Source organism: Streptomyces sp. NRRL S-340 (assembly GCF_000720185.1).
Lineage (GTDB): Bacteria > Actinomycetota > Actinomycetes > Streptomycetales > Streptomycetaceae > Streptomyces.
The window spans coordinates 68,654-76,290 of sequence record NZ_JOIY01000049.1; the positions used below are offsets into that span (position 1 = coordinate 68,654).

A 7,637-nucleotide genomic window follows, 5' to 3' on the forward strand; every position below is an offset into this window, starting at 1 on the left:
CGACACGAGGGAGTCAGGTACGTATGAACCTTTCCACCGCTCAGGTGCCCACGGAGAAGTGGAGCACCAACCCCGAGAGCCAGGCCCTGCTGGCCGCGTCCTGCTGCTGCTCTTCCGTCCTGTGCTGCTGCTGCTGCGGCGTGGCGACCGGCATGAGCGCGGTCCGCACCACCGAGGCGGAGCTGGTCCCGGCCGGCCGGTGAGACCACCGTGCGGGCCCCTCCCCGGGGCCCGCACGACCACGCCGGACACGGCATCCCGCACGCCCCCTCCGGCCCCCGGTCCCAGCCGCCCACCCCGCAGAAGGCACCCATGACCTCCTACACGCTCAATCCCCACCTGCGTTTCCTGCGGCGCACCGACGACGAGGTGCTGATCAGCCGCGGCAGCCGCTCGATCCACTCGGAGCTGCTGCGCGACGACGCGGGCGGCGGCGTCCTCGCCGACCTCCTCGAACGGCTGCGCACCCCGGCCGACGCACAGGCGCTCACCGAATGGGCCCGTGAGCACGCGCCCGGTGCGCGGCTCGACATCCCCGCCGTCCTCGCCCACCTCGCCGGCAAGGGCATCGTGGTACCGGCCGGCGCCGACCCCGCCCACACCCATCTCCGTACGGTGTTCCCGGCCCCCGCGGGTACGCCGGAGCCGTCCGTTCCGGTCACGGTCGTGGGGGACGGCGCGCTCGCCGCCACCGTCGTGCGGCAACTGTCCGCCTCCGGTCTCACGGCGGCCGGTGCCACGGTCCGCGAGGCACCGCTCCCGGCACCGGACGAGGTGCCCGAGGAGCTGTTCGCCGGCGCGGGCTTCGTCGTCGTGGCCCTCGACCGGCCCGACTCGACGCTGCTGCACGCCCTCAACGACACGGCGCTGCGCGGCAAGACGCCCTGGATGCCGGTGTACTTCGACGGCGGCGAGGGCGTCGTCGGCCCGACCCACGTGCCCGGCGAGAGCGCCTGCCACCTGGAGTTCGAGCTGCTGACCGACTCCTCCGTCGGCTTCAACGGCCACGTCCTGGAGCTGCGGCACGGCGCCGACGCGTACGGCCCGACCGCCGCCGCCCCGGCGCACCAGCTGGAGATCGTCTCCGGCCTCGCCGTCGAGGCGCTCCTGGCACACCTGGCGGGCGGCGAACGGATCACCGCCGCCCGCGCCGTGCGGTTCGACTTCGAGCGCATGGAGATCGACTACCAGGACGTGATGCGGCTGCCGCGCTGCCCGGCCTGCGGCCCGCAACGCGCCCCCTACCGCAACCCGTTCCTGTGACAGGAGCCACCATGGAGACCGCGTTCCCCCCGACCGGCCGGGGCGGCGTACCGCTGGACGAGACGCCGGTGCCGGACCCGGCCAAGACGCTGGTGCTGCGGCCCTCGCCGTCCGCGGCACACCAGCAACGGCTCACCGCCCGCACCCCCGACCCGGCGGAGTTCTTCCACGTCAACTCCGCCCTGTCCCCCACCGGCGCGCACAACACGCCGCTGGACGAGGACCGTCTCCACGAGGTCATGACGTGGTTCCACGGCAGCGCCTTCGCCCCGCACGAGGACGAATGGGACCCGCAGGAGGCACAGGCGGGCGGCGCCGTGCTGCCCGCGGCCGCCCTGCGCGCGGCCTGGAACGTGGAACTGCCCGGCTCGCTCGGCGAGGACGGCGACGAACTCCTCTACGGAACCGATCTGATGCTCCTGCTGCACGGCAGGCTCTACCGCTGGTTCCCCGGCCGCGACTGGCTGTTCACCGACTCCCGGCACCCCGAGGAGACCGTCGCCGCGATCCGGGACTGCCTCCTGCCGTCGCACGCCTCCCGGGGCCCGCGGGCCGAGGCCCTGCTCTTCGTGGTGGGCGTCGCCCCGCGCCTGACCTCTCTGCAGGGGCCGCGCGGCTACCGCAGGCTGCTGGTCACCGCGGGCCGTCTCACCGACCGGCTGACGCGCGCGGTCGCCGACGCGGTCGGCGCGGCCCCGCCCGTGCTCCTGGACTTCTACGACGACCGACTGCACCGGCTGCTCGGCCTCGACGGGGTGGAGCGCGCGGTGCAGGCCGTCGTGCCGCTGCCGTGGCCGGACCGTGCGGCACAGCACTCCCCCCGTGCCGACGGCGCGCCCCACCTGCCGGAGGCGTCCGGCACCCCGGACACACCCGACACACCCGACGCACCTGACACACCCGACGCAGAAAGCAGCCGATGACGACCGCCGACGAGCTCGACACCCTGCTGGCCGGCCTGTCCCGACGGGACCGCGAAGCGGTCGCCGCGCTGCTGCGCCCCGCACTGCGGGAGCGCGAGCGCACCGGCGACCGCGCCGCTCTCGACGTCGTGTCCATGGCCCACCGGGCGCTGAACGCCCCGGAGACCATGGCCGACAAGGTGAGCGCACGCGCCGCGCCGGCCCCGCAGGTGCTTCCGGTGCGCGCCGGGCGGGCCGAAGTGGCCTTTCCCGGCGAACTGCCCAAGCTGACCCACCTGTTGCAGGACGTACTGGCGGCCCGCGCCTCCCGCCGCGACTTCGCGGGCCGGCCGCTCTCCCTGGAGGACGTCGCCGGCCTGCTCGCCCACTCCTACGGCGTCCGCGGCACCACCGCGGCGTACAACAGCCCCTCGTTCCCCACCCGTTACGCCCCCAGCGCGGGCGGCGTCCAGTCCACCGACATCTACGTGATCGTCAACGACGTCACGGGCGTCGCGCCGGGCGCGTACCTGTACGCCCCGCAGGACGGCGGCGCGCTGCGCCTGCTCAACCGGGGCGACATGCGCCGTCTCGTCGTCGAGGCGTGCCCGGACACCGAGTGGATGTACAGCGCGGGCGCGGTGCTCGTCCTGGCCGGTTCGCTCTCCCGCGGCCGGTGGAAGTACGGGGACCGCTCCTACTGCTTCGCCCACCTCGACGCCGGGTTCGTCGGCGAGAACCTCTATCTGTGCGCCGCCTCGCTCGGCCTGCGCATCTGCGCGGTGGCGGGCTTCGACGCGGACCGTGTCGGCGGCGTCCTCGGCCTCGACGGCAAGCAGGACATCCCGCTGCTGCTCATGCCGGTCGGTACGCGCGCCTGACCGGGCCCCTCCGCGGCCCCCCGCCCGGCCCCCGATCCGCCCCCGCGGCCCTGACCTCCCCCGCCAGGGCCGCGGGGGCCTTGCCGCACCGCTCACCCCCGCGCACACCGCTCACACCCGCCCCGGGCCCCCGTCGGACCGCCGCGCCCCCCTCACGCCCGCCCGGCGGCCCGCCTGCGCGAGCCGCCGCACACCGCTCACCCCCGCTCCCCGGCGCCCTCCCCGAGCCCGGCGGCGGACGGCGCCGTGCGCTCCTCGCCGGCCTTCTCCCCCAGGCGCCCGCGCCGCACCAGCACCAGCGACAGCAGGCAGCCGAACAGCAGCACCCCGGCACCGCTGTACTCCGCCACGTGCAGCCCCCGCACGAAGGCCTGGTCGGCCGCGTGCGCCACCTTCGCGGGCAGGTCGGCCCCGCCCAGCCGGGTGCCGCCTGCGAGCCGTTCGACGTAACCGGCGCGCTCGCCCGCCGGGACACCGAGCGAGGCGAGCCGGTGGCCGAGGTCGCGGTTCATCTGCGCGGTCAGCACCGAGCCGAGGACCGCCACCCCGATGACCCCGCCGAGTTCCCGCAGGGTGTTGCTGGAGGCCGACGCGAGCCCCGCCCGCTCGGCCGGCACCCGGGCGAGCGCCGTGGCCGTGATGGGCGTGAGCACGAGCCCCATGCCCAGGCCGATCACCGGCAGCAGCCACCAGTACGAACGGAACGAGGCGTCCGCGCCGAACCGCGCCATCATCGCCATCGCGAACGCCGACACCAGCAGCCCCGCCGTCATCGGGTACCCGGCGCCGAACCGCCCGGCGATCCAGCCCGCCAGCGGGGTCACGGCGGCCACGACCACCATCGCGGGCATGACGACCAGACCCGCGCCGGTCGCCGACCAGCCGAGCACCTGCTGGAGCCACAGGCTCAGGAAGTACAGCACCGAGAACATGCCGAGATAGAGGAAGAGGCCGTTGAGCAGGGCGCCGGTGAACAACCGGTCGCGGAACATGGCGAGGTCGAGCATGGGGCTGCGCACCTTGCGCTCCACCAGCACGAACAGCGGCAGCGCGACAGCGGCCAGCACATAGCCGCCGACGACGTACGGGTCGGTCCAGCCGCGCACCGGGCCCTCGATGGTGGCGTACACCGCCGCGCCGGTCACCAGCACGCCGAGCAGCTGCCCGGCCGGGTCGAGCCCGCGGCCGGCCCGGTCGGCGGACTCGGGGACGAGCAGGAGGCCGCCGACGAGTCCGATCAGCGCGACCGGCACGTTGAGCCAGAAGACCCACGCCCACCCGAGGTGGTCGACGACGGGTCCGCCGACGATCGGGCCGACGCCCAGGCCGAGCCCGGAGACACCGGCCCAGATGCCGATCGCCACGGCCCGTTCGCGTTCGTCGGTGTAGATTTGGCGGATGATCGACAGCGTGCCGGGCATGAACGCGGCGGCCCCCGCGCCCTGCAGCACCCGGCCCGCGACGAGGACCCCGACATGACCGGCCAGCGCGCACACCGCCGAGCCCGCCCCGAACAGCAGCAGCCCGGTCAGGAACACCTTGCGGCGCCCGAAGAGGTCACCGATCGTGCCGGCCGTCAGCATGAGCGCGGCGAGGCTGAGACTGTAGCCGTCGACGATCCACTGCAGGTCGCTGATGCCGGCGTCCAGCTCCCGCTGCAGACTGGGCAACGCCACGTTGACGACGGTATTGTCGAGCATCGCCATGAACAGGGACACGCACAGCACGAGCAGCGCCGCGGTGCGGCGGCCGCGGCTCAGCGGGGCTCCGACGGTGTCCGGCGCGGGTGCGGGCGCGCTCACGCTGCGGGGGTCGGGATGAACGGCGGGCATGATCACTCCAATACGTCTGCGTCGGCCGGGCGCCGTGCGCGCCCGGCACTCGGTGGGAACGGGATGAGGTCATCGCGATGACGCGCCGGTCACCCGGGGGCACCGCCCGTCGCGCCGTGCCCCTGTCGGCCGCGGCGATCACGCGCTGCGCCCGGGAGCTGATCGAGGACGACGGCCTGGAGTCCCTGTCGATGCGTCGGCTCGCCGAGCGCCTGGACACCCAGGCCGCCTCGCTGTACCGGCACGTGCACAACAAGGAGGAGCTGGTCGACCTGGTGGCCGACTCGCTCTTCGGCGACTTCGAGCCGACCGTCGAGCACGGTCCGGACGACGACTGGCGCTCGTACCTGACCCGGGTGGCCACCACCTACCGCGCGTTCCTCCTGGACCACAAGGACGCCGAGCGCGTCGTGGCCGGCCGGTTCGCCGTCGGCAAGAACCTGGTGCGGCTGATGGAGCCGATGCTGCAGACGCTGCGGACCGCCGGCCTGAACGAGCGCGACTCGGCGTACGTGCTGTACCTGGTGGTCGTCCACGTGCAGGGCTTCGTGCTGCACGAGAAGGCGCCGCTGTCCGCGTCCAACGCGGCGGGCCTGAGCCGGGAGCTGGTCCTCACGACCACCCGTGACCTGCTCGAACACTTCCCGGACGAGGACTTCCCGCGGGTGCGCGAGGCGGCACCGTACCTGGCCGAGCCGGGCCTGGACGCGCGGTTCCGCTACGGACTGGACCTGCTGCTCGACGGGCTGGCCCTGCGGATCGCGGAGTCCGGCGCGGCGTGAACCGCCCCGCCGCGCACCGGGCGATGCGCGGCGGCAGCGGGTCATCGGCGCCATCGCCGGTTCTGCCGCCGTTCCTGCTGCGCCTGTGCGCGGGCCTGCTCCCGGGCCTGCTGGCGTTCGCGCTGCGCCCGGTCGCGTTCGGCCTCCTCGGCGGCGCGGCGCTCGTCACGCAACTCCTCTGCCTGGCGCCGCAGTTCGTCGCGCTCGCGCTGCTCCACGTCACGGCGGGCCCGTTCCTCCGGATCGCCCTGCCACGGCCACCTCATGGTTCCTCCCCACCTGAACCCGTGTCGAACTCAAGCCGGCGCCGTGTCGCGCTGCTGCCGATCGATGCCGACCAGAGGGGTCTGTCGTGCTCGTGGAACCGAGGCTAGCATCATGTGCGAACAGTGTTAGCAGGCTCGGTGCGAACGTCTCGAATCCGCCGCCCAGGAGGCACTCCATGACCCCGTCGACCGGATACGATCAGCCCCAACTCCCGCCGCACGTAAGGCTCATGAGCCTGGTCGCGGGCAAGTGGATGGCGCAGCCGATCATCGCGCTCGCCGAACTCGATGTCGCGGAGGCGCTCGCGGACGGCCCCCTGGACACCCATGGGCTCGCCGCGCGGGTCGGCGCCGACGCCGGCGCCTTGGAGCGGATCCTGCGCGCCGCCGCCTGTCTGGGCGTGGTGGCACGCGACCCCGACGGCCGGGGCTGGCGCACCACGGAGGTGGGCGAGAAGCTCCGCGCGGGCGTGCCCAACAGCCTGCGCGACTTCGCCCTGTTCATGGGCGACCCGGCGACGATGGCCTCCTTCGCCGCGCTCACCGACACCGTACGGGGCAACGGCCCCGCGTTCGACAGGGTGCACGGCCGCCCGTTGTTCGAACACCTGGCACAGGCACCCGAGTTGGCGCGCCGCTACCAGGGCGCCTGGGGCCCGCTGACGGCGGAACTCGCCGAAGACGTGACGAAGGACTACGACTTCAGCCGCTACCGGGTCCTCGCCGACGTCGGCGGCGGCAACGGCGAGCTGCTCGCCGGGCTGCTCACCGCGCTCCCCGAGGCCCGCGGGATCCTCATCGACCGCCCCGACGCCCTGGACACCGCGCGCGCCCGGCTCGCCGGCGGCACTCTGGCCTCCCGGATCACCTTCCGCCCGATCGGTGAACTCCCCGCCGACGCCGACGCCTACGTGCTCAAGAACGTGCTGCACTGCTACGGCGACGACGCCTGCGCCGAGCTGCTCGCGGAGGTCGCCGCCGCGATGCGGGGCCGGGAGGACGCGCGGCTGGTCCTCATCGAGACGGTGGTCGCCGAGGACGACCGGTTCGACTGGGCGAAGTTCATCGACATCGAGGTGATGGCGAACAACGGCGGACGCGAGCGCACGCGCGCCGAGTGGCACGCACTGCTCCAGCGAGCGGGCTTCGCACTCACCTCGGTGACGCCCACCACTCCGCCGCAGAACGTGATCGAAGCCCGCCTGGCGTGACGGCGGCGGGCCAGGGTCTCGTGGGACGCAGGGCCGGTGCGGCAGCCGCCCCCCTACGCGAGAAGGGCCCTCGCGGACTCTCGCCCGCGAAGACCCTTCACACCGTCGGGACGACAGGATTTGAACCTGCGACCCCTTGACCCCCAGGAGTACGAGTCAAGCATATTTTCTGGACATAACAGACCCAATCCGCGCGAAAGTTGTGCATGGAAGCATGCATCGTGCACCACGGCGCGTACCGGGTGGTCCCCAACTGGTCCCCAGGATCACCGTTCTGGCGGTGACTTCACATCTGAGGTTCCCCTGGGGTCGACCCGGGACATCCTCATCACCTGCCACGTCTCGGCGACAGGCAAGGGCAAGCTCCACGGAAGCCCCGAGTGCCGCACGCTGCGGTCAGCCGCCTCCGTGAACCAGATCGACGTCCCCTTCGGCGAAGCCGTGGCGCGGCTCTGCCCGAGCTGTCGGTGGCCTCTGCCCACAGACAGCCTCATCCTGCC

Annotated in this window: 8 protein-coding genes; 6 read left to right on the top strand and 2 right to left on the bottom strand. The window is 73.5% G+C overall.

What is annotated here, in order from left to right; genetic code table 11:
- Window positions 1-23 precede the first annotated feature (23 nt).
- The 4 genes from IG64_RS41300 (at window position 24) to IG64_RS31205 (ending at window position 3,046) form a co-directional block, all read left to right on the top strand.
- Complete coding sequence (locus IG64_RS41300; RefSeq protein WP_158771689.1) at window positions 24-203, top strand: hypothetical protein; 180 nt, start codon at window positions 24-26, stop codon at window positions 201-203.
- 109 nt (window positions 204-312) lie between these two features.
- Window positions 313-1,263, top strand: a complete 951-nt coding sequence (locus tag IG64_RS31195; protein ID WP_037862257.1) for a TOMM precursor leader peptide-binding protein — start codon at window positions 313-315, stop codon at window positions 1,261-1,263.
- Between the two features lie 11 nt (window positions 1,264-1,274).
- On the top strand, window positions 1,275-2,186 hold the full coding sequence (locus IG64_RS31200) for a hypothetical protein (RefSeq protein WP_037862258.1): 912 nt from the start codon (window positions 1,275-1,277) through the stop codon (window positions 2,184-2,186).
- Entirely contained in the window at window positions 2,183-3,046 is an 864-nt protein-coding gene (locus IG64_RS31205; RefSeq protein WP_037862259.1) for a SagB family peptide dehydrogenase, read from the top strand. Before IG64_RS31200 ends, IG64_RS31205 begins: the two co-directional genes overlap by 4 nt.
- Before the next feature lie 197 nt (window positions 3,047-3,243).
- Here the strand turns inward: IG64_RS31205 and IG64_RS31210 are convergent, their stop codons facing one another.
- Entirely contained in the window at window positions 3,244-4,878 is a 1,635-nt protein-coding gene (locus tag IG64_RS31210) for an MFS transporter (protein ID WP_051813534.1), read from the bottom strand.
- Window positions 4,879-4,955: 77 nt separating this feature from the next.
- Here IG64_RS31210 and IG64_RS31215 point away from each other — a divergent pair, with 77 nt between their 5' ends.
- On the top strand, window positions 4,956-5,660 hold the full coding sequence (locus IG64_RS31215) for a TetR/AcrR family transcriptional regulator (protein WP_037862260.1): 705 nt from the start codon (window positions 4,956-4,958) through the stop codon (window positions 5,658-5,660).
- Window positions 5,661-5,701: 41 nt separating this feature from the next.
- Here the strand turns inward: IG64_RS31215 and IG64_RS31220 are convergent, their stop codons facing one another.
- Entirely contained in the window at window positions 5,702-5,926 is a 225-nt protein-coding gene (locus IG64_RS31220; protein ID WP_037862261.1) for a hypothetical protein, read from the bottom strand.
- A 230-nt stretch (window positions 5,927-6,156) separates the two neighbouring features.
- Between IG64_RS31220 and IG64_RS31225 the strand changes: the two genes are divergently transcribed.
- A complete protein-coding gene (locus IG64_RS31225) occupies window positions 6,157-7,137 on the top strand; it encodes a methyltransferase (protein WP_051813535.1) in 981 nt (326 codons plus the stop codon).
- Window positions 7,138-7,637: the final 500 nt, after the last annotated feature.